This window comes from Curtobacterium sp. MCBA15_016 (assembly GCF_001865105.1).
GTDB lineage: Bacteria > Actinomycetota > Actinomycetes > Actinomycetales > Microbacteriaceae > Curtobacterium.
In genome coordinates, this window is sequence record NZ_MJGR01000046.1 from 6,206 (window position 1) to 6,486 (window position 281).

Sequence of the window (281 nt, forward strand, 5' to 3'; positions counted from 1 at the left end):
GTGATCCGGTCGACCATCGACGAGGGGAACGAGACGTTCGCGTCGACCCAGTCCTGCAGCGCCGGGTCGGACACGGCGGACGTCACCGCGTCACGGAGCACGTCGCCGTTGTGGGTCAGGTTGTCGAGGCTCACGAGCGCGATGCGCCCCGACCCCGCGGCGCGGCGGGCTTCGAGCCCCTCGACCAGGCGGGCCGGGACGTCGGAACCGGACCGGTAGCCCTGCTCGGTGACCGTCAGCGTGACGACGGTGGTCGCCGGGGACGCGACCACGTGCCTCCA

General features: G+C 72.6%; 1 pseudogene. It reads right to left on the minus strand.

Annotated elements, in window-relative coordinates:
- A pseudogene (locus BIV03_RS19890) lies at window positions 1-272 on the minus strand (mannitol dehydrogenase family protein); the annotation flags it as partial.
- Between the last annotated feature and the right edge of the window lie 9 nt (window positions 273-281).